We start from the raw sequence: 20,579 nt of genomic DNA, 5'->3' as shown, positions 1-20,579 counted from the left end.
CAACAAGATCGCGAATCGGCCTTGCGCGAGTTGTGCAGGGGCGGCCGATGCAGCAATGTCGTCGTCATGTCGACCACGAGTTCCCTGGACAGCGAGCGCCGGCGACAGGCCCTCGCGCGCCTCGTCGAAGAGCACGGGTCGGTCAGTCTCGCCGATGCGGCATCCGCGTTCGAGGTCTCGCAGATGACGGTCCGTCGCGACCTGCTCGAGCTCGAGGCGGCAGGCCTCGTGCGCCGCGTGCGCGGCGGCGCGATTCCCACTCCGGGACCGCAGCGCTTCGGCGTGCGAAGCAATCTGCAGCGTGACGCCAAGACGGTCATCGCGCGGAAGGCGGCTGGGCTCGTTCCGCGCGGCGGCGCGATCGCGATGGATGCGTCGACGACGGTCGGCGCGCTGATCGCGAGCCTCTCGGGCGACGACGGCGTGACGGTCGTGACCAACTCGTGGGAGAACTTCTCCGCCGCGCGCCGCGCCGGTTTCATGAACAGCCTGCTCACCGGCGGGGAGGCCGAGGCCTCGACGGACAGCTTCGTCGGCCCGCTCGCGTGTCGCGCGGCGGCGTCGATGAGCTACTCGACGCTCTTCACGAGTGCGAGCGGGGTGCAGTCCGACCTCGGATCGATGGACGTCTCACTCTCCGAGGCGCAAGTGAAGCAGGAGTTCGCCCGCAGCGCCGAGCGCATCGTGCTCCTGCTGGATTCCTCCAAGCTCGGCGAGCGCGACGTCGCCCGCAGCTTCGAGTGGGAGCAGATCGACCTGCTCGTGACCGAGCTCGATCCGACCGATGCGCGCCTGCGCGCCTACCGCGACGTCGTCGACGTGCGCTGACACCGTTGCACATGTGATCATTTCTTGAGATACTTCACACGAACGAACATCGTCCACGTACAGAGAGTTCCGTGATGACCGATTCCACCCCCGCTCAGCTGATCGCCCGCAGCAACCGTCTCGGCGCCGATCCCCAGAACACCAACTACGCGGGCGGCAACACGTCGGCCAAGGGCACCGCGACCGATCCCGTCACGGGTGAGCCGGTCGAGCTGCTGTGGGTGAAGGGATCCGGCGGCGACCTCGGCACGCTGAAGGAGCAGGGCCTCGCGGTGCTGCGGCTCGACCGTTTCCGGTCGCTCGTAGACGTGTATCCCGGCGTCGACCGCGAGGACGAGATGGTCGCGGCGTTCGACTACTGCCTGCACGGCAAGGGCGGTGCCGCCCCCTCGATCGACACGGCGATGCACGGCCTCGTCGATGCGGCGCACGTCGACCACCTGCATCCCGACTCGGGCATCGCGATCGCGACCGCCGCCGACGGCGAGGAGCTCACGGCGACCATCTTCGGCGACAAGGTCGTGTGGGTGCCGTGGCGCCGCCCCGGTTTCCAGCTGGGCCTGGACATCGCCGAGATCAAGGCGAAGAACCCGCAGGCGATCGGCACGATCCTCGGCGGCCACGGCATCACGGCGTGGGGCGACACGTCGGACGAAGCCGAGCAGAACTCGCTCTGGATCATCGAGACCGCGCAGCGCTACATCGACGAGCACGGCAAGGACGCCCCCTTCGGCGCACCCCGGGCCGGCTTCGCGGCCCTCTCCGAGGCCGAGCGCCACGCGAAGGCCGCCGCGCTGGCACCCACGATCCGTGGTCTCGCCTCAACCGACAAGCCGATGGTCGGCCACTTCACCGACTCCGACGTCGTGCTCGACTTCCTCGAGTCGGCGCGTGCCCCCGAGCTCGCCGAGCTGGGCACGAGCTGCCCCGACCACTTCCTGCGCACCAAGGTCAAGCCCATGCTGCTCGACCTTCCCGCGGACGCGTCGGTCGAGGATTCCATCGCGCGCCTCAAGGAGCTGCACGAGCAGTACCGCAAGGACTACCAGGCCTACTACGACGCCCATGCGTCGGCAGACTCCCCCGCGATCCGTGGTGCGGACCCGCTCATCGTGCTCGTGCCGGGTGTCGGCATGTTCTCGTACGGCGCGAACAAGCAGACGGCGCGCGTCGCGGGCGAGTTCTACGTCAACGCGATCAACGTCATGCGCGGCGCCGAGTCGCTGTCGACGTACGCTCCCATCTCGGATGCCGAGAAGTTCCGCATCGAGTACTGGGCTCTCGAAGAGGCCAAGCTGCAGCGCCTGCCCAAGCCCAAGACGCACCAGGGCCGTATCGCGTTCGTCACGGGTGCGGCATCCGGAATCGGCAAGGCGATCGCCACCCGCCTCGCCGCCGAGGGCGCGTGCGTCGTCGTCGCCGACCTCGACCTCGAGAAGGCGCAGGCCGTGGCCGCCGAGCTCGGCAACACCGATGTCGCGATCGGCGTCGCGGCGAACGTCGCCGACGCCGACGGCGTGCAGGCGGCGATCGACGCGACCGTGCTGGCGTTCGGCGGCATCGACCTCGTCGTCAACAATGCCGGCCTGTCGCTGTCGAAGCCGCTGCTGGAGACCACCGAGAAGGACTGGGACCTGCAGCACGACGTCATGGCGAAGGGCTCGTTCCTCGTCTCGAAGGCCGCCGCGAAGGCGCTCATCGACCAGGGCATGGGCGGCGACGTCATCTACATCTCGTCGAAGAACTCCGTCTTCGCCGGCCCCAACAACATCGCCTACTCCGCGACGAAGGCCGATCAGGCCCACCAGGTGCGCCTGCTCGCGGTCGAGCTCGGTGAGCACGGTGTGCGCGTCAACGGGATCAACCCCGACGGCGTCGTGCGCGGCTCGGGCATCTTCGCCAGCGGCTGGGGCGCCAACCGCGCCGCGACCTACGGCGTCGACGAGCAGGACCTCGGCCAGTTCTACGCCAACCGCACGATCCTCAAGCGCGAGGTCGTGCCCGACAACGTCGCCGACGCCGTGTACGTCCTGACCGGTCCCGAGCTCTCACGCACGACGGGCCTGCACATCCCGGTCGACTCCGGCGTCGCTGCGGCGTTCCTGCGATGAGCAGCGGAGTCCCGGTGCACGAGGTCGTCGACGGGTCGGCGAACGATCACGGACGACGCTTCGACGAGCTCAGCGACCGTTGGGAGACCTCGTGAGCGCCGGCGCTGTCGCGGCGGTCGATCTCGGGGCGACGAGCGGCCGGGTCGTGGTCGGTCGTGTCGGCAGCGACACGCTCGAGCTCACCCAGGTCGCACGGTTCCCGAACGACCCGGTGCAGACGTCCGACGGGCTGCACTGGAACATCCTCGGTCTGTACGGCAGCGCCCTGGGCGGACTGAGCGAGGCGTTCCGTCGGGATTCCGGCATCCGCAGCATCGGCGTGGACTCCTGGGCCGTCGACTACGCGCTCCTGCGCGACGGACGTCTGCTGGGCGAGCCGTTCCACTACCGCGACGGGCGTACCGGACGCGGTGTGGCGACGGTTCACGAGCGGATGCCGCACGCCGATCTCTTCGCCCGCAACGGCCTGCAGTTCCTGCCGTTCAACACGCTCTATCAGTTCGCGGCCGAGTCACGGGACGTGCTCGAGTTCGCCGACACGGCGCTGCTCGTGCCCGATCTCATCGGGTACTGGCTCACCGGCGTCGCCCGCGCCGAACTGACGAACGCCTCGACGACGGGGCTGTTGCACGACCAGCGGTGGGACGACCGGCTGCGTGCGGCAGCCGGCGTGCCGCGCGGCATCCTGCCCCCGCTCATCGCGCCCGGCGAGCACCTCGGCGCGCTCACGACCGCCGTCGCGGCGGCGGTGGGGGCACCCGAAGGCGTGCCCGTGACCGCCGTCGGCTCGCATGACACGGCCTCGGCCGTCGTCGCGGTGCCGATGCAGGCGGATGCCGCGGCCTACATCTCGTGCGGCACGTGGGGCCTCGTCGGCGTCGAGGTGGAACGGCCCGTGCTGTCGACAGAGGCGCTCGCGGCGAACTTCACGAACGAGGGTGGCGTCGACGGACGCGTGCGTCTGCTGCACAACGTCATGGGCCTGTGGGTTCTGAGCGAGACGGTGCGCACGTGGGAGCGCTCGGGCGAGCGCATCGATCTTCCGTCGCTGCTCGACGCGGCCGAAGAGGTCTCGGGCAACGTGCCCGTCTTCGACGTCAACGATCCGCGCTTCATGCCGCCCGGTGACATGCCTGCGCGGATCGACGCATGGTTCGACGAGCACGGCCTCACTCCTCCGCGCTCGCGCGCGGAGTACGCGCGGTCGATCGTCGAGTCGCTCGCGCAGGCGTTCGCCGACGCGTCGCGTGAGGCGGGTCGCATCGGCGGCGTCGACGTGCGCACGATCCACATCGTCGGGGGCGGCGCGCTCAACGAACTGCTGTGCCAGCGCACGGCCGATCGGGCGGGTCTGCCGGTGCTCGCGGGGCCCGTCGAGGCGACAGCGCTCGGCAACGTCCTCGTGCAGGCGCGTGCCGTCGGGCTCGTCTCGGGCTCGCTCGAGGCGCTGCGCGACCTCGTGGCGCGCACGCACGCGCCGCGTCGGTACGAGCCGACGCGCTGACTACTGCCCGGGATACGCCGGGTAGGGCGCTGTCCGCGTGATCGAGTTGCCGCCGGCGACGGCGGTCGCCGTCATGGTGGCCTCCCCAGCCGGGACCGCGGCGAGGCGCGAGTTCACGCTGACCGAGACGGAGGCGCCGGGCGCGACGCCGCGGAAGGTCTTGCCCCCGTATGCCGTCGTGACGACGACGTCGGCGGGCACGGCGAGCGGGTTCGTCGCCGTCACCGACAGGTGCACGCGGCCGGCGAGCGTGCGCGGCACGACCTCGATGGGGTAGCCGCCGTACGGCACGGTCGTCGTCTCGGTGGTGGTTCCACTCGTCGCGGTGATCGTGGCGACCCCGGACGGAATGGTCGCCAGGCGCGTGTTGACCGACGTCGCCACGGTCCGGCCGGGTGCCACAGCAGTGAAGGTCTGGCCGCCGTAGACGGTCGAGATGGCGATGTCGACGGGCGCCGATGAGTTATTCGTGGCCGAGATCGACAGGAACACGCTGCCCGCGAGGATCCGCGGTGTCAGCTCGACGCTCACGAGGTCCTGCGCGGCGATCTGGGCCACGACCACGTGAGATGGAGCCGCCGTCGCCGCGGCCGTGCCGGCGAGCAGCAGCGCGCAGCTCGCGGCGCCGATCGCCCCCACCATCATCGTCCGGCGCCATCGTGAAATCATCGACATCGTCTCTCCTTTGAGCGTTCGACAAGCGCTGCTTCGGTGCATCCCCAGAAGCACCCTCGGTCTCCTGCAGCTGGAGCCGAGTCAGGCAAAGCTATTGGCCGTCGCCGCCCGCTGTCAACGCCCAACGCCGACGGAAAGACAGAAACGGGTGCCGAGATCGCGGGTTCACGCGCGTGGCAGGCGGGATCGAACGCTGAAGTCGGCCGCTTGCGCTCGCCGAAGCGCTGTGACGAATTTGTCTGAGGCGCCCCTGGAAGAGCGGGGTCGAGCAGCGTGACCCGCGCGCACCGGACCGGAATGTGGCGAGGACTGGGGCAGGGACGGGACGGGACGGGATGCGGACGAGCTCGCGCACGAGAGGCCGGGGAAGACCCAAGACGAGGACGTCGGCGAAGACGCGAACGAAAACGAGGACGGTCACGCGGAGGCCGAGGAAGGCCAAAGAAGGACGCCGACGAAGACGCGAACGAAAGCTGAGGACGTGCACGAGGATGCCGACAACGGCGAACACGAGCACGAGGACACCGCCACCGCCACCGCCACCGTCACCGTCACCGTCACCGTCACCGAGGGTTATCGAGGGTTATCGAGCGCGCCGCGCCGGTCCTGATCGGCGCAGTTCCGCCCAGCGGGCACGGTTCAGCTGTTCGTCGATAGCCTGTCGAGGAGTCTTGTGGGTGAGGATGTGACGGGTCGCCATTTCAGGTGGGGGTCCCACCAGGCGGGTCCGCGGATTTCGGGGACGCCGCGTCTCATCCGGATGTGCCATCCGCTGGTGTCGAGGGTGCGGTGGTGCCACCAGCACAGGGGCACCCCGTTGCTGGTGTGTGTGGGCCCGCCCTGGGCGTGCTCGACGACATGGTGCAGTTCGCACCATTCGAAGGGGACGTGGCATCCGGGGATGACGCAGCCCCCGTCGCGGAGCCCGATCGCGCGGCGTTGGCGGCGGTTGAACACGCGTTCCTGGGTGTGGATCGACACGATCCGGTCGTTGACGCCGAGCACGACCCGCTGCACCGCCCCGGAACACGCGATGTGCCGGGCGACGGACAGGGATACCGGGTCGTTCAGGCCGCTGAGGAACGCGGCACCCCGCCCGGTGGCGAGGTCCTTTTCCCGCACGGACACCACGAGCGTGGGGGCGGCACCACCCAGGGTGGGAAGGGCGGCGGATTCGGCGGCGGCGGTCAGCATGATCGCCAACGCGTCGTGCTGCTTCTGCGTGCGGGTGCGGTCATCGGCGGTGCCCGGCAACGGTTCGTCACGATCATCCTCGTCGTGGCCGTCGAACCGTGGCCCGGTGACCGGCACCCCGTTCACTTTCGGGTTCAGCAGGGCATCGAACCCGCGCTGCAACTGCGCGGCCACCTCGGGGAGCAGGTTCCCCCGCACCGGGACGAGCCCGTCACGGCTGACCCCGAGGGTCAGCCCGCGTTTGCGCATCGCCCGCGCCTGGCCGGGTTCGGTACCGTCTTGATCCAGGAACACCGCCCACACCGTGGCATACGTGCGAAGATCTTCCGCACACGCCGGCGGGGCCGCATCCGCCCCCTCACCGCGAGCGGCCGCAGCCAACTCCGCATCCGCGGCCAGGAGCGCCTGCCGCCCCGCGATACATCCCCGCAACGGTCCGGCCACCGCGACGACCCCGTCGACACCGACCTCACCCGCTACGAGCACCTCCCGCATGCCCGGCAGCTCCGCCGGGAGCAGCTCCCCCGTACTCGGTGCGGTGCGCTGCTCGATCGCCCGCGCTGCGGAGACGATATCGGCCGCGGTGCGCTGAGACACCCGTGTCGCCCGCTGCACCAGCTCACCCTCCGACCGGCACCCCAACCGGGTGGTCAACCGGTCCGCATGCGGGACCGCATCGGAGCGTTCCCGCACCTGCCCGACCGTCTCGACCAGCACCGCCTCCACACCCCGCAACAACCGCCCCGCCGCCGCGAGCACCGCCAGCACCTCGTCATCACTCGCGACCCGCAACACGCCCTCGTCGAACACGGTCTGCACCACCCCGGCCAGGGCGTCACCCAACCGGGCGAGAGTGACAGGAAGGGTGCTCATACCCCCCATTCTGACCAGGGCCACCGACATCCAAACCCCCAGATGACACCCCGATTACAATCCGTGCACAACCCGCCCGGAGACCCCCCTGTGGAGGAAGCGATCCCCGTGCCCGTGCCCGCAGCATCCGCCCACCCCCGCCGCATCCGCCGCATCCGCCGCCCCCGCCGCATCCGCCGCCCCCGCCGCATCCGCCGCCCCCGCCGCATCCGCCGCCCCCGCCGCATCCGCCCACCCCCGCCGCATCCGCCGCCCCCGCAGCATCCGCCCACGACCGCGAGACCGCAACAGGCCGCCGAGACTGCGGGGCCCACCCGCTGTCTCGACCCGCCGATGCAGTCTCGCGGTCAATGGCCGGGGAGATCGACGCGACGGTCCCGGCGCCCCGGCTCAGCGGCACCCCGACGCCCCGGCGCCGCGAATGCCACTCCGCCCCTCACGCACGGCAAGGGCACCCGGCGAGCAGTCATGCTGCCGCCGGGTGCCCTGGGGGGACGACTTAGAAGTCGAAGTCGCCGATGTTGTCCGCGTCGAAGACGAAGGGGTCTCCGAGCAGCACGCTGTTGTCCGGGCCGACCTCGAACGAGCCCAGCTTGCCGGCCTCGAACGTGTCGCCCTCGGCGCCGGTGATCTCACCCGTGATGAGCGCCGCCGTCGCGAACGCGGCGAGGTAGCCGAGGTCGGCCGGGTTCCACAGCGCGAACGCCGTGACCGTGCCGTCCTCGACGTACTCGCGCATCTGGTTCGGCGTACCCAGACCGGTCAGCGCGACCTGGCCCTTGTACTCCGACGTCGACAGGTAGCGAGCGGCAGCAGCGATACCGACCGTGGTCGGCGAGACGATGCCCTTCAGCTCCGGGTACGTCTGCAGCAGCGCCGCAGTCTTGTCGAACGAGGTCTGGTCGTCGTCGTCACCGTAGGCGATCTCGACGATCTCGATGTCGGGGTAGCTCGCGGCGAGCTCCTCCTCCATCAGCTCGATCCACGCGTTCTGGTTCGTCGCGTTGGCCGACGCCGACAGAACAGCGATCTCACCCGAGCCGCCGATCTGATCCGCGATCAGCTCGGCCTGCACCTTGGCGATGCCCTCGCTCGAGGCCTGGTTGATGAACAGGTCACGGCAGTCGGGGTTGGTGTCCGAGTCGAACGTGACGACCTTCACACCGGCCGAACGCGCCTCGTCGAGGGCGTCGCAGATGGCCTCGGGGTCGTTCGCCGACACGATGAGTCCCCCAGCGCCCTGCTGAGCGGCCGTCTGGATGTACTGCACCTGCGACGTCGGCGACGCCTCGGTCGGGCCGACCTCTTCGAACGTGCCGCCGAACTCGGCCGTCGCCTCTTCCGCACCACCGGTCGAGGTGTCGAAGTACGGGTTGCCGAGGTTCTTCGGCAGCATCGTGATCGTCAGGTTCGCGTCACCGTCGCCGTTGTCGCCCCCGTCGGTCGGGGTGCCGCCGCCGTCACCGGAGCAGCCCGTCGCGACCAGGGCCACGCCGAGAGCCAGCGCGGCTACAACACCAGCACGCCGCTTGCGCTTCAATCCGAACATCATTGTTTCCTTCCTTGGTGCGAGAAGCTCTCGCGGGATTTGTGATTACTGCGTCGAGGTGCCGGCGGTCGCTCGATCAGCGACGCGTCGACCCCTTCTCTTTCCGATGGCTGCGGCACGTCTCTTGTGCACCCAGGCGAGAAGGCTCGCGGACACCACCGAGAGGATGAGCAGGACTCCGGTGATGACGTTGATGATGTCGCTCGTGACACCGGCGAGGCGCAGGGCGCTGCCGAGGGTGCCGATGAGCAGCACACCGGCGATGACGCCGTGCAGTGCACCGCGACCGCCGAAGATCGATACGCCGCCCAAAAGCACGGCAGCGATGATCTGCAACTCCATTCCCATCGCGTTGTCACCGCGGGCGTTGGAGTACAGAAGAGTGAAGTAGACGCCGGCGAATCCCGAGACCGCGCCCGACATCACGAAGAGGATGAACTTCGTGCGCCCCACGTCGATGCCCGAGAAGTGCGCCGCTTCCTTGTTGAGACCGATCGCGTACAGCGAGCGCCCGAAGGGCGTGAAGTGCAGGAGCACCGCGAACAGGATGGCCAGCACCACGAAGGGGATGATGATCATCGGAATCGGCGTGCCCGGGATGTTCGCCTTCGCGAGGTCCGTCCACTCGTCCGGGAAGTCGGTGATCGCGGTCGTGCCGAGCAGACCCACCGCGATACCGCGGAACAGCGCGAGCGTGCCGATCGTCACCGCGAGCGACGGAAGCCCGACCACGGTCACGAGAAACCCGTTGAAGGCCCCCGCCAGCGTGCCGACCAGGATCGCGAGGATCGCTGCGATGGGGAACGGCAACCCGGCCTGCGTGAGGATGCCTGTCATCACACTCGACAGACCGACGATGGATGCCACCGACAGATCGATCTCCTCGGTGATGATGATCAACGTCATCGGCAACGCGATCAGCAGAATCGGCGCGACATCACGCAGCAGATAGGTCACCGTCAGCGGGCTGTCGAAGTTGCGCACGGTCGTCATGGCGACCACGATCACGATGACCAGGAGCGCGATGATCGCGGCCTCGCGCGTGAACAGGATGCGCCGCCACGCCGGACGGGCATGCGCTTGATAGAGCCGGATCGGGGTGGTCTCCGTGGCCATGGTGCTCATCGGCCCTCCTCCCGTTGTGCGATGAGTCGTCGGTGCTGTCGGACCGCGAGGACGCGGTCGAGCACGATCGACCCGATGATGAGGATGCCGACCACAGCGCGCTGCCAGAAGTCGTCGATTCCGAGAATCGGCAGGGCGCGGTTGATGGTCAGCAGCAGGAAGGCACCGATCGCGGCGCCCCACACGGTTCCGACGCCGCCCGCGATCGCCACTCCGCCGATCACGGCGGCACCGATCGCCTGCAGTTCCCAGCCGGTCCCGGCCGCAGAGGACACGGTGCCGTAGCGCGCGGCATACAGCACACCGGCAAGCCCGGACAGGGCACCCGACACGACGAACGCCGTGATGATGCGGCGGTTGACCTTCAAGCCGTAGAGGTGGGCTGCTGCGGGGTCGGATCCGATCGCATAGAACTCGCGGCCACCGCGGATGTTGCGCAGGTACCAGGCCGCTGCGATCAGCACGATGACGGCGATGATCGTGAGGATCGGCACACCGAGGAGCTGATCGGTTCCGAGTCCGCGGAAGTCCCGCGGCAGATCCGATGCGTTGATGCGGTCACTTCCGGTCCATGCGACGTTGATGCCGCGATAGATGTACATCGTGCCGAGCGTGATCACCAGCGCCGGCACTTTGGCCCACGCCACCAGGAGGCCGTTGATCGCGCCGAGGAGTCCGCCGAGAAGGACGCCCGCGATGAACACGACGATCACCGGGATGCCTTCGAAGTCGATGAACAGTCGACCCGTGAGGTACGCGGTCAGCCCCACGACCGAGCCGACCGAGAGATCGACGCTGCGGGTGATGATGACGAAGGCCTGACCCACCGCGACCAGCAGCAGCAGCGAGGGCGTCAGCAGCAGATCGCGGAATCCGTCGTTCGAGAACAGGAAGTTCGGGTTCGCGGCGGTGGCGGCGATCACGATGACCACCAGGGCGATGCCGATTCCCGTTTCACGCGCCGTCGCGATGTGACGCACGAGCCTCGCGGCACCGCTGGTGCCGGGCTTCACCGGCGGAGGAGTTGTCAGCGTCGCGCTCATGCTGCCGCCCCCGCATCCGCGGTCGCCGCGAACATCACGGCCTCCGGTGTCGCCTCGTCGCGCGAGAACTCGCCGGTCAGGCGGCCCTCTCGCATCACCAGAACACGGTCAGCCATCCCCAGAACCTCCGGCAGCTCAGACGAGATCATCAGGATCGCCAACCCCTGCTGTGCGAGCTCGCTCAGCAGGCGGTGAACCTCGGACTTCGTTCCGACGTCGATTCCTCGCGTCGGCTCGTCCACGATCAGCACCACCGGATCCGTGGCGAGCCACTTTCCCAGCACGACTTTCTGCTGGTTGCCGCCGGACAGCGTGCCCGTCTCGGCGTCGAGCGCCGCCGTCTTCACCTCGAGGCGGCTGGCCCATGTCTTGGCCGCCTGGTTCTCCAGGCCGTTCCAGATCAGGCCCCACTTCGCGAGCTTGCCGCGGATGGCGAGCGTGATGTTGCGGGCGACTCCGTCATCGAGCACGAGCCCCTGTCGTCGGCGGTCCTCGGGCACCAACGCGATTCCGCGCGCCGTCGCGGTGCGGGGATTGCCCTTCGGGAGCGCCGCGCCCTGCAGCTTCACGGAGCCCGACTCATAGGAATCGACGCCGAAGACCGCGCGCGCGACTTCGCTGCGCCCTGCCCCCACCAAACCGGCCAGGCCCACGATCTCGCCCGCACGCAGCTGGAAAGAGATGTCGCCGAAGACGCCCTTGCGCGTCAGTCCCTCGACCTCGAGGACGACATCGCCGATCTCGGCGGGCAATTTGGGGAACAGGTCGGTGACATCGCGGCCGACCATCTGCCGAACCAGGTCGTCGACGGTCGTATCGGCGATCGCGGTCGTGTCGACGTACGAACCGTCGCGCATCACGGTGACCGTGTCGCACAGAGCGAAGACTTCGTCGAACCGGTGCGAGATGAACAGCAGCGCACGGCCCTCATCGCGAAGACTCCGCGCCACCGCGAACAGCCGCTCGACCTCGACACCGGACAGCGCCGCCGTCGGCTCGTCCATGATGAGCACCTTGGCGTCCAGTGAGATCGCCTTGGCGATCTCGATGATCTGCTGGTCGGCGATCGAGAGTCCGTCCGTCACACGGTCGGGGTCCAGGCCGACGCCCAGACGCTGGAAGATCTGCGCCGCCTCCGCGCGCATCGCTTTGCGGTCGATCCGGCCCACGGCGTTCGTCGGCTGGCGTCCCATGAAGATGTTCTCGGTCACCGACAAGTCGGGGAAGAGCGTCGGCTCCTGGTAGATCACCGCGATTCCGGCCTCTTTCGACTGCGCCGTCGAGGTGAAGTCGACCGACTTCCCGTCGAGGAGGAACTCGCCCGAATCACGTCGGTAGAGGCCCGCGATGATCTTCACGAGCGTCGACTTGCCGGCGCCGTTCTCACCGATCAGCGCATGGATCGATCCGCGATGCAGCGTCAAGCTCCCCGAACGCAGCGCCAGGACGGCGCCGAAGGACTTCACCACGCGCTCGAGGACGAGCGCGGGCTCGAGCGACAAGTTGCTCTCAGCCACGAGTTGTAGCCTCCCCCTTGAGGTCGGGACGAAAGTGAATCGATTCAGCCGGGATTTCTCCCTACTCTATTTATGTGAATCGCGTCGGTCAAGTCGACCGCCGTCCGTGATGGGATCGTGATCAGCATCTCAAGTCGAAGGAAGAGCGTGCGCGCGAGCATCCGTGACGTCGCTGAACTGGCCGGAGTCTCCGTCGGCACCGTGTCCAACGTCTTGAACCGCCCGGATGAGGTTTCCGCCACATCCGCTCGGCGCGTGACCGAGGCCATCGAGCAGCTCGGATACATACGTAACGATGCCGCGCGAAAGCTCCGGGCGGGGATCAGCACGACCGTGGGCTTCGTCGTGCTCGACGGGCAGAACCCGTTCTTCCACGATGTCGTTCGAGGCGCCGAGGATGAAGCGTCGCGACACAGCATCGCGATTCTGTACGGCAACACCGATTACGATCCCGCGCGCGAGAATCTCTATCTCGACCTGTTCGAGGAACAGCAGGTGCGCGGCCTTCTGATCGCGCCGCACGGTGATGTCCTCGCCCGGCTGGAACGCTTGCGTGCCCGCGGGATCGCCGCTGTCCTGGTCGATCGCTTCAGCGGCGACGGGCGCTTCTCCTCCGTCTCCGTCGACAGCGTGGCCGGCGGAACGATGGCCGCCGCTCATCTCATCGAGGGCGGAGGCACACGCCTCGCGTTCGTGGGCGGACCGCTGGACATGCGCCAGATGACCGATCGGCTCGCGGGAGCGCGCATCGCCGTCGAAAGCGCCCCGGCCCCCGTCGAGCTCGAGGTGATCCCGACGCAGTCGCCGACCGTCGAAGCGGGCGTGCGCGTCGGCCGCCAGATCGTCGAGCGTCCTCGCGGCGAGCGACCCGACGCGATCTTCGCCTCCAACGATCTCATCGCGCTCGGATTGCTGCAGTCGCTCGTCTCGCGCGGGCGGATGCTGGTTCCCGACGAGATCACCCTGATCGGCTTCGACGACATCTCGTTCGCCGCGGCCGCGGCGGTGCCGCTTTCGTCCGTTCGCCAACCCAGCCGGATGATCGGGCGCACCGCGTTGCGCATCCTTCTCGAAGAGGCCGCAGACCCATCGAGCATTCCCCGGCAGACGGTTATTCAGCCGGAGCTCATCGTGCGGGCGTCCAGCCGAACGTAGGCGCTGCCACATCCGGAAGGGACGCAATAGCCACCCGCCAACGCTGAAGAGCGGGGGATGCCGGTCAGAACCGTGCATCCCCGCTCTTCTGCTGCCGGCTCGCCGCCGACCGAGAATACCCGTGCGGAGTGGACTTGGTCTCGGTCATGGTGGCGGATTCTCGCCAGATCCTGATCTGCGAACAGCCTCACACGTCTCGCATCACTCCCTCACAGGGAACGCCGCGTAGCGGACGGTCTTCGCCTCGGAGACCGTCTCGCCACCGACGATGCGCGTCGCGACGATCGTCACCTGCCCGGCGGGGACTGACGCGAGCCTCGAGTTGAGCGAGGCGGCGACCGTTTTGCCGGGCTGCACGTTCGTGAATGTCTTGTTCCCGTACGGCGTCGTGATGACGACGTCTGCCTGCACCGTGGCGTTGTTCGTCGCCGAGACGGAGAGATACGTCTTGCCGCCCAGCACCCTCGGCGTCACGTCGGCGCCGAGATCGAAACCGTCCGGGCACGCCGCATCGACCGCGCTCGGGTCACTGTCCCGCGACGCGCTGACGTAGTGGCATCCCGCGGGCACCTCGACCACGAGATACGCACCCTCGCGCGTAGCCTGCGTCTCGATCCGGTCCACGAAGAGCGTGCCGTCTCCCGCACCCTCGACGGGAACGGACACGACCGCGGTCGAACCCGACGGCACCCGGAGTCCGAGATCCGTCCGGCCGTCCTCCTGCGCGTATGCCGCGCGGATCAGCCCGCGCACGGTGGGCACGCTGACATCCGCGGAGGGCAGGCCTCCCGGCTGCAGCTTGACCGAGAACTTCTCGTACCCCGGGTCGATCGACCTGATGCCGAACACACCGCGCGGGATCATGAACGCCGGCGACGACGCCCACGGGTGCGAGAACGTGGTGTTCGACTTGAGCGCGGGGTCCCACGCCTCCATGGTGGCGCCCGCGCCCAGCGCGATCATGTTCATCCAGCTGCGCTGCCCCGTCGACGTCATGAGCCCGTAGGCCGCGTCGCCCTGGTCGCCGTCGTAGAGCGCCTGCAGGAGGAAGGGCGCGCAGTACACGCTGCACTGCATGCCGCGACCCGCCAGGTACTCGCCGACGGTCTCTCGCTGATCATCGGCTGTGACACCGAACGCCTGCGCGAAGACGCTGGCGTGGACGGCGTGATGACCGGTGCGCACCTTCGCGGCATCCATCCCGTCATCGAAAGCACCCGCATCCCGATCGTAGAGATAGGTGTTCATCGCCTCGCGCATCCGGTCGGCAACCGCTGTGAAGCGCGCTGCGTCGTCGGCATGTCCGGTTGCATCGGCGATGTCGGCCATGTCTCGGTAGCTGCGATAGGCGAGGGCGTTGACGACGGTGTTGTACTGACGGAACTGGTAGCCGTCGCGCTCCCCCGCGGGCCAGTCGACGATGTCGCAGTCCGTCCGGCTGTTGCACCCGTCCGAGCCCGACGTCTTGCGGATGAGCCCCGTCTCCTCCTCGAGATACTGAGCGGGAAGCTTCGACACGAGCGCGTCGTAGTGCTCCGCGGCGAACGACTCGTCCCCCGTGGACTGCCACAGTTCGTGCGCGGCGAGGATGAGGTACATCGGCCATTCGGTCGGCCACGTGCGCCTGCTCAGCAGGTACTCGACGGAGTACTGCGCGAGGGTCGGGTCGGCATCGAGGTAGATGTGCGACTGCAGCTGGATGAACACGTCCGCCTCGTACGGTGCGCGCTCCCTCGTCCACGAGTCCCCGTAGATGTCGAAGTTCTGCGAATCGATGGTGTGTCGAGACAGCTCCCACACCGCGTCGATGGCTTCACCGTCGCCGCGGAACCGGGCATCGTCGCTCATGGGATACACGAGCGCGGCCGCCTGCAGGTTCTCCGCGGTGACCACCTCGGGAGAACCGATGATCTCGACGTAGCGGAACACCCGGAAGCCCCAGTTCTGCAGCGCTTCCCCGCGCCCCGACAGCGTGTAGTAGTCGCGGTAGTTGTTGCCGGTGCGCATCTGCCAGCGCACGGTGTTCGCGGTGGTCGTCCGATCGGTCAGCTCTTCGCCGTACCGGATCTCGACGCGCGTTCCCGCGGCGCCGTCGAGCTGAAGCCGGACTCCGCCGAGCCAGGACCGGCCGAAGTCGATGAAGTAATGACCCGGACCCTTCTCCACGATGCGCTCGGGAGCGTGGAACTCCTCGGCGAGGTTCTCGGTCGTCGACGGCGCGAGGTTCGGCAGCGTCAATCGTGCGGCTGCGCGGGACCACGAGGAGTCGTCGAACCCGGGCTCGGCGAATCCGAACGGGTACACGCGCGCGTCGAGGTTCTCGACCGGTGCCCGGAAGTACGACGTCCCGATCGATCCGCCGCTGGGATACACGTCGGATCCTCCTCGGCTCGTCCAGTCACGCCCCGTGTCGAAGACCTGTCGCGTGCCGTCCTGGTACTCGACGACGAGCTTCGCGATGAATCCCTGGCTCTGCGCCGAGTGCGCGAGCGCTCCGATGGCGTTGCGCTCCCCGGGGCGCACGAGCGACGTGACGTCGTACCCTCCGAAGCGGTTCTCATCTGCCGCCGGCTGCTGCGGCCCCGCGCCGACGAACTCTCCGTTGACCCAGACGCGGTAGACGTACTGGCGCCCCGGAGCCGTCGAGGCACCGCTGGTGAACAGGCTCGCCCACGCGACCGGCTTGTCTTCGAGTGCCGCCTCACCGCGCAGGAACGCCCATTCCTCGGTGACGCCTGCCTGTCCGGCACGAACGCAGTCCGCGGACCGCGGAACCGTCAGCTCGCCCGCGACGGCGCTGCCGCAGGGGAAGGCCGCGTCGCCGGTCGGGAAGTCGTTCTCGTACACGACCTGTCCGCGCGGACTCGTGACCCGCAGGTTGGAGAAGACGCCGACTTCCGAACCGCCGTTGCGGAATCCGATCCCGCCGACCCGGATGCCGGGGACGACACGGGAATCGACCTGTGTGCCGTTGACCGATGTCGTGAACGTGTCGCCCCGCGCCGAGATCGTGATGCGGTTGGTCGTGCCGATGCCGATCGCGGGTGACACCGTGGTGTGCGGCAGTGCGACGAATGTGCCGTTGAGCCTCGTGTGCGGCACGATGCGGGAGTTGTCTCCGCGGATCTGCCACATGAGGTTGTTCCGGGCGTCCGCGGCCCGCAGCAGGATTCCCGTCGCGGCGTTGGAGACCTTGACGTCCACTTCGAGGTCGTAGTCCGACCACGGTCCGAAGTACATGCATCCGGCGCGTTGAGCCGTCGGGATGGACAGCGCCGATCCGGTCAGGGCGCCGCAGCTGAAGTCGTTGTACCCGGTTCCCTCGAAGTCGTTCTCGTAGAGCACCGCCCCATCGGGGTCGGTCATCCGCACATCGTCGACGATGAAGGACTCGGAGCCGCCGGTGTAGAAGCCGAACCCGCCGCTGGACAGGGTCGCGTCGACCGTGGTGTCGATCAGGACGTCATCGAGGTAGGTGCGGATCACGTCGCCCTCCGCCTCGATGCGGATGTCATAGAACCTCGCGTTCGCCCCGTTCTCGATCTGCACGCCGAGCGGAACCGTCTTGAGCACGGCAGGTGACGGGTCGGCGTTGAGCTTGCGGTGCACGGCGAGCTCGTCGACGCCGTCACCTCGGAACTGCCACAGGTAGTAGTTGTTCGCGTCCGTCGCTCGGAACGCGACGGTGACGTGGCGCTGCACGAACTGCGCACGCAGAGTCAGAGAGAAGTCCGACCCCCACTTCGCGGGACCGCCCACCCACACGGTGTCCGCCGAAGACCAATCGGCCCCCGGGCCGGTGCCGAACATCGCCGTCGTCGCCCACGACGTCGCGACGCCCGCCGCATCCCACGTCATGACGCTCCAGAAGTACCGCTCCCCCTCGGCGAGGGCCGGTCCCTCATACGGGATGCCGCCGATGCGGCCCGACTCGACCCTTCCGGAATCCCACACGTCGGCGGCATCGCCCAGAAGCTGCTCGGACGACGCCACCACGATGCGGTACGCGGTCTGGGACTGCGAGGGCGCGAGGGTCCAGCGGAAGGTCGGCGCCGTGGCGGCGTCGAGGTTCATCGGTGCCGGCAGGAAGTTCGTGGAGAGATCGGATGCCGCGGGTCGGGCTTCGACCGCCGACGCGGACTGCGCCGGCACCCCCGCGAGGGTGATCGCCAGCGTCCCGACAAGGAGCGCGATGAGCGGCGCGCGAAGGAAGTCGCGCAGGCGGGTGCGGGCAGTGTTCACATGTCCTCCTTGACAGGTGTGTCGCTCGAGCTCCTCGTCGGGCGTCGAGACGGCGACATCGTGCGCTCGAATCCGTGAAACGATTCACGCGCCATGCAGACACTACCACTGCGGGCAGCATTGCGAAACGCCCGGTTCACGCCGCATTTCTCGCCGAAGGTAACGACCGGGTAACGAGCCATCCGCCAACCCTTCCCCCGGCATCCGGGCACCCCTAGCCTCAGCGGAATGACAGAACATTTGCGCATCAGGCGCTTGACCCTCACGCTGGCCTGCACAACGGGCCTCGTCCTGGCCAGTCTCCCCGCCGTCGCTCAGGCGAATGAGGCCCCGGCGGCAGCCACCGACACGATCGTCGACTCTCCGCTGACGGGGGGCATCACGACAGCCCAGAACAGCCGAGTCCCGGCGGGCGCCGCCTGGACCGAGCACTACTTCTCCTCTTCGGACGGAAGCGATGTCGAGTTGCACGCCGATGTGCTCCGACCCGTCCACCTGCCGCTCGACCAGCCCACCCCCATCATCCTGTCGGTCGGCCCGTACTTCGGGCACATCGGCCAGTCCGGCAACGACCGTCACCCCCACACCGGCCCGTCGAACCGTTTCACCGACCTCATCGAGGGCGGATCCCTCATGGAGCGCGGCTACACCGTCGTCTACGTCGACCTGCGCGGATACGGCGGCTCGACCGGCTGCATCGACTTCGCCGGGCCCGGCGAACAGGCCGACGTCGTCGCGGCCGTGGACTGGGTCGCGAACCAGGAATGGTCGACCGGAAAGGTCGGCCTGTACGGCAAGTCCTACGATGCCGTCACCGGCCTCATCGGCGCGAACCTGGAGCCCGAGGGGCTCGAGGCCGTCGTCGCTCAGGAGCCGCTGTGGAACATGTACAACTACCTGTACAGCAACGAGGTCCCTCGCTCCAACGTCACCGGCACCCCGCGCGCCTACAACTCGATCGCGTCGCTGCAGGGCATGGCCGACGACACCGACCGGTACAAGGCCAACGCGGCATACGAGATCGCGCACCCCGAGTGCCTGGCGAACAACCTGGCGGACGCGCGGGAGTCGAAGCTGGAATCGGAGTACTGGAGCGCCCGCAACCTCGCCGAGCAGGCGAAGGGCTCCACGGTTCCGCTGTTCGTCACGCAGGGCATGACCGAGGCGAACACCAAGCCCGAGGACTTCAACGAGTACCTCACCAACCACGAGGGCGTTCAGCGCGGCTGGCTCGGCCCGTGGGATCACGTGCGCGGCGGTGACCGCAACTCGGCCGGTGTCCTCGAGATGGGGCGCGAAGGCTGGTACGACGAGGTCATGCGCTTCTACGACGAGCACCTCCGGGGCATCGAGCCCGAGATCGTGGACCCCGCCTTCATGATCCAGGACAACTTCGGCACATGGCGCACGCAGGACACCTGGCCCATCGTCGACCGCACCACCGTGATCGACCTCGAGCCCGGCTCGTACGTCGACGACGACGGCCGCACCCCCGCCGCACCGGGCGCTGCGACGTTCGACATGGAGAACGCCCCGAGCCTGCTCCCCAAGGGCGACCTCGTCAAGGCCGAGAGCAGCACCTTCCAGGCCCGCAACCGCAGCGCCGTGCCGCCGCGTACCACCGAGGACGCAGACGGCTACTACTCCTGGTCGCGGCCGCTGAACGACGACACGCGCATCTCCGGCACCCCGACGATCTCGTTCGATGCCACGGGCAGCGGCAACGTGCTCGCGCGGCTGTGGGATGTCGCCCCCGACGGCACCGCGGTGATGTTCACGGAGCAGATGTCGCGGGTGTCCGACGGAACCGTCACCTTCGACTTCAAGGATGCCGACTGGACCCTGCTCGAGGGACACCAGCTCGCCGTCGGCATCGGGACCAACTACACCCGCAGCTGGCCGCGCAGCGGCTCGGGCGAGACCATCACGGTCAGCGACCCCACGCTGTCGCTGCCGCTGATGAGCGTGGAGAACGACCAGGAGACGCACGGTGCCCCCGCACCGTTCCTGACGCGCTACCTCTCGAGCTACACCAGCCGGCTGACCGGCATCGAGGGCACCTTCTCGGTGAACGCGGGTCTGGACGTCACGGCCGAGACGACGCCGCGAGCACTCGCGGGCAAGGTCTACCTGTCGGTGTCGGCGACGAACCGCGATTCGGTTCCCGTGGACCTCACGGTCTCGACCGCCTACGGCAGCAAGACGTTCACGAACGTCGCGCCGGGCACGTCGGTCGCCGTATCGATCAACACGCGTCTGGCATCGGTGCCGGCCGGTGAGGCGACGGTCACGGTGACCGGAACCGTCGACGGCGTCTCGTTCACCGGGACCGAGACGGCTCCGTTCGGAGGGTTCCCCGTCGGCGGCTAGTCCGCCGCAGAGTGACCAGGGGCGGGGATGCCGCGTGGCTTCCCCGCCCCTGCTCGCGCGCGCAGCGCACGTCAAGCCCCTGCCCGCGACGCGTGCGCCGTCGTAGCCTCACTCCATGGACGAAGAGCGACGCGCCGAAGACCAGCCCATCGAGCAGGACGCCCCGATCGGCGGCGACGAGACGACCGAAGACGAGCTCGAAGCCGACAACCCCGTCGAAGAAGACACGCTCAAGGCCCTCGACCCCGACGACGCCCCCGCGTGAGGTTCACACGCCGCGCGCGACCTGCAGAAACGCGAAAGGGCCACCCAGCATTGGGTGGCCCTTTCTCGAAAGAAGTCCGGCGGTGTCCTACTCTCCCACAGGGTCCCCCCTGCAGTACCATCGGCGCT

The 20,579-nt window shown here is 68.4% G+C and carries 14 protein-coding genes; 7 read left to right on the top strand and 7 right to left on the bottom strand.

Annotated features, from left to right (window positions below; translation table 11 throughout):
* The first annotated feature begins 66 nt into the window (after nt 1-66).
* The 3 genes from ACWICD_RS08400 (at nt 67) to ACWICD_RS08390 (ending at nt 4,443) form a co-directional block, all read left to right on the top strand.
* Entirely contained in the window at nt 67-828 is a 762-nt protein-coding gene (locus ACWICD_RS08400) for a DeoR/GlpR family DNA-binding transcription regulator (RefSeq protein WP_376127674.1), read from the top strand.
* 74 nt (nt 829-902) lie between these two features.
* The gene (locus ACWICD_RS08395; protein ID WP_376127672.1) at nt 903-2,939 is read left to right on the top strand and encodes a bifunctional aldolase/short-chain dehydrogenase; all 2,037 of its coding nucleotides are present in this window, start codon (nt 903-905) and stop codon (nt 2,937-2,939) included.
* A 91-nt stretch (nt 2,940-3,030) separates the two neighbouring features.
* Entirely contained in the window at nt 3,031-4,443 is a 1,413-nt protein-coding gene (locus ACWICD_RS08390) for a rhamnulokinase (protein ID WP_376127670.1), read from the top strand.
* Here the strand turns inward: ACWICD_RS08390 and ACWICD_RS08385 are convergent, their stop codons facing one another.
* Nucleotides 4,444-5,118 (bottom strand): hypothetical protein, encoded by a 675-nt coding sequence (locus ACWICD_RS08385; protein ID WP_454139911.1) that lies wholly within the window; start codon nt 5,116-5,118, stop codon nt 4,444-4,446.
* A gap of 481 nt (nt 5,119-5,599) precedes the next feature.
* Here ACWICD_RS08385 and ACWICD_RS08380 point away from each other — a divergent pair, with 481 nt between their 5' ends.
* The gene (locus tag ACWICD_RS08380) at nt 5,600-5,728 is read left to right on the top strand and encodes a hypothetical protein (protein ID WP_376127666.1); all 129 of its coding nucleotides are present in this window, start codon (nt 5,600-5,602) and stop codon (nt 5,726-5,728) included.
* 29 nt (nt 5,729-5,757) lie between these two features.
* On the opposite strand, the gene ACWICD_RS08375 is transcribed toward ACWICD_RS08380, so the two are convergent.
* From ACWICD_RS08375 to ACWICD_RS08355, 5 genes are all read right to left on the bottom strand, one after another.
* Nucleotides 5,758-7,185 carry a DUF222 domain-containing protein gene (locus ACWICD_RS08375; RefSeq protein ID WP_454139910.1) on the bottom strand — a complete coding sequence of 476 codons (1,428 nt, stop codon included), beginning with the start codon at nt 7,183-7,185 and terminating at the stop codon, nt 5,758-5,760.
* 499 nt (nt 7,186-7,684) lie between these two features.
* Complete coding sequence (gene rhaS, locus ACWICD_RS08370; protein ID WP_376127772.1) at nt 7,685-8,734, bottom strand: rhamnose ABC transporter substrate-binding protein; 1,050 nt, start codon at nt 8,732-8,734, stop codon at nt 7,685-7,687.
* Between the two features lie 45 nt (nt 8,735-8,779).
* Nucleotides 8,780-9,859: an ABC transporter permease gene (locus ACWICD_RS08365; RefSeq protein ID WP_376127663.1), complete on the bottom strand. Its 1,080-nt coding sequence runs from the start codon at nt 9,857-9,859 to the stop codon at nt 8,780-8,782.
* Nucleotides 9,856-10,902: an ABC transporter permease gene (locus tag ACWICD_RS08360; protein ID WP_376127661.1), complete on the bottom strand. Its 1,047-nt coding sequence runs from the start codon at nt 10,900-10,902 to the stop codon at nt 9,856-9,858. Before ACWICD_RS08360 ends, ACWICD_RS08365 begins: the two co-directional genes overlap by 4 nt.
* Complete coding sequence (locus ACWICD_RS08355) at nt 10,899-12,419, bottom strand: sugar ABC transporter ATP-binding protein (protein WP_376127659.1); 1,521 nt, start codon at nt 12,417-12,419, stop codon at nt 10,899-10,901. The genes ACWICD_RS08360 and ACWICD_RS08355 overlap by 4 nt, the downstream gene beginning before the upstream one ends.
* A gap of 147 nt (nt 12,420-12,566) precedes the next feature.
* Here ACWICD_RS08355 and ACWICD_RS08350 point away from each other — a divergent pair, with 147 nt between their 5' ends.
* Nucleotides 12,567-13,574, top strand: a complete 1,008-nt coding sequence (locus ACWICD_RS08350) for a LacI family DNA-binding transcriptional regulator (protein ID WP_376127657.1) — start codon at nt 12,567-12,569, stop codon at nt 13,572-13,574.
* 201 nt (nt 13,575-13,775) lie between these two features.
* Here ACWICD_RS08350 and ACWICD_RS08345 read toward each other — a convergent pair whose 3' ends face one another.
* On the bottom strand, nt 13,776-17,816 hold the full coding sequence (locus ACWICD_RS08345) for a family 78 glycoside hydrolase catalytic domain (RefSeq protein WP_454139909.1): 4,041 nt from the start codon (nt 17,814-17,816) through the stop codon (nt 13,776-13,778).
* Nucleotides 17,817-18,044: 228 nt separating this feature from the next.
* Here ACWICD_RS08345 and ACWICD_RS08340 point away from each other — a divergent pair, with 228 nt between their 5' ends.
* A complete protein-coding gene (locus tag ACWICD_RS08340; protein WP_376127654.1) occupies nt 18,045-20,186 on the top strand; it encodes a CocE/NonD family hydrolase in 2,142 nt (713 codons plus the stop codon).
* A gap of 115 nt (nt 20,187-20,301) precedes the next feature.
* Nucleotides 20,302-20,451, top strand: coding sequence for a hypothetical protein (locus tag ACWICD_RS08335; protein ID WP_454139908.1), 150 nt, complete (start codon nt 20,302-20,304; stop codon nt 20,449-20,451).
* Nucleotides 20,452-20,579: the final 128 nt, after the last annotated feature.

This window comes from Microbacterium sp. NPDC055357 (genome assembly GCF_053644835.1).
Note: the sequence above shows the minus strand (reverse complement) of the source record. Positions and strands in the feature narration are given on the sequence as shown.